Annotated in this window: 1 protein-coding gene; it reads left to right on the top strand. The window is 40.6% G+C overall.

The window, feature by feature from the left end; genetic code table 11:
* Positions 1-67 precede the first annotated feature (67 nt).
* On the top strand, positions 68-1800 hold a 1733-nt coding region (locus tag H0Z31_15585), incomplete at its 3' end, for an IS1182 family transposase (GenBank protein ID MBO8178842.1).

Raw genomic sequence — 1800 nt, 5'->3', positions numbered from 1 at the left:
CACAAAAAAATCGCCCTTTCTAGTAAAATGAAGTTACCACACAACATTCCAGAAAGGACGATTTTTTATGAGCAATCAAATGATTACTACTGAAAATTATAACACACAATTGACACTTCTTCCAGAGACAGAGGAAAAAAAGCCCTCTAAAAGACAATTAGCCCCTACTTTCAAACCATATGACAACCGTCAAATTCAAGTGATTTTTGATATTGAAGCACTCATACCAGAACATCACGTCGCACGTGTAGTGGACGAAATGGTTGAGGCTGTACCAGATGAGCAATTGTTTTCTCATTATAAAGGTGGTGGCAGAAGTTCCTATCATCCCAAAATGATGCTTAAAATCATTCTGTATGGTTATTCCCAAAAGGTTTATTCCTGCCGAGGAATCGAAACTCTCATAAAAGAAAATATTCCTGCCATGTGGTTGGCAGCGATGCAACAACCAGATTTCCGCACGATCAATGAGTTCCGCGGAGAACGGATGAAAGCCTTGATGGATGAATTATTCGAAACTATGATTTTGAAATTGATTGAAGAAAAGTACATCACAATGGAAAACTACTTTTTGGATGGCACCAAGATTGAAGCCAATGCCAATAAGTATTCTTTCGTGTGGAAACAATCAACGATGAAATTTGAAGCAGCATTAAAAGAAAAAATTCAAGAAACCCTGCAACACATACATGAATTGACACAATTAGAAGCTGGAACGGGAGAAAAGGAAACCGAACAAAGTGCAGAGATCACCGAACATCATCTAGAGGCAGTGGCTAAGGAAATAGAAGAAAAAGTGGAAACCCTAAAAGAGGAAATTGAAAAGGAAACAGATCCAAAGATTCGTAAGGAGAAGCGCCAAGAACGCAGTAAATGGAAGAAACCTTTAAAGCTGATTCGGGAAAATTTCTTACCGCGACTAGCTACATACAAGGAACAGAACGAAATCTTTGGCGACCGTAACAGCTATTCCAAAACGGACAAAGACGCAACCTTTATGCGCATGAAGGAAGATCATATGAAAAACGGTCAGCTAAAGCCAGGGTATAACGTGCAAATGGGGACAGAGAATCAGTTTATCTTGTTTTATACCATTCATCAACGACCTACAGACACGCGTTGTTTTATCCCCCATTTGGAGAAACTGGCATCTACTTCTTTACCGATGCCCGAAACAATCATTGCGGATGCAGGATATGGAAGTGAAGAAAACTATGTATATGCGATTGGTGACGAGAAAGAGCCTCGATTTGATTTTCTCATTCCATATGGATCCTATGTACAAGAACAGACTCGCAAATACAAAAAAGACATCAAAAATGCGAAAAACTGGACCTACCGTGAGCAAGAGGATTGTTTTATTTGCCCGAATGGAAGGAAAGTGACGTTTAAAAAATACCAAAACAAAAAGAATCCGTCTGGCTATGAGCAAAGCTTCAAAATATACGAATGTGAAGATTGTACAGATTGCCCATTGAAAGCACAGTGCACGAAAGCGAAGGGGAATCGTCAAGTTCACTGGAATACCGTCTTCGAAGAAATGAAAGCGAAGGCAAAAACAGCCCTTGAATGTGAAGAGAAAGCCGCTATCTACGCTCGGCGCAAAGTCGAAGTAGAAAGTGTGTTCGGTCACATCAAGGGCAATCGGTCGTTCCGCAGATTTTCTTTGCGGGGTCTCGACAAGGTACATGTCGAGTTTGGGATTGTGGCATTAGCCCACAACATACTGAAAGTAGCAGGCATCCGCCAGCTACTTTCAGAGAAAAATCGAAAAAATACAAAAGCAAGTGGCGAAAAACG

The sequence above is a fragment of the Bacillus sp. (in: firmicutes) genome (assembly GCA_017656295.1).
Classification (GTDB): domain Bacteria; phylum Bacillota; class Bacilli; order Bacillales; family JACDOC01; genus JACDOC01.
Note: the sequence above shows the minus strand (reverse complement) of the source record. Positions and strands in the feature narration are given on the sequence as shown.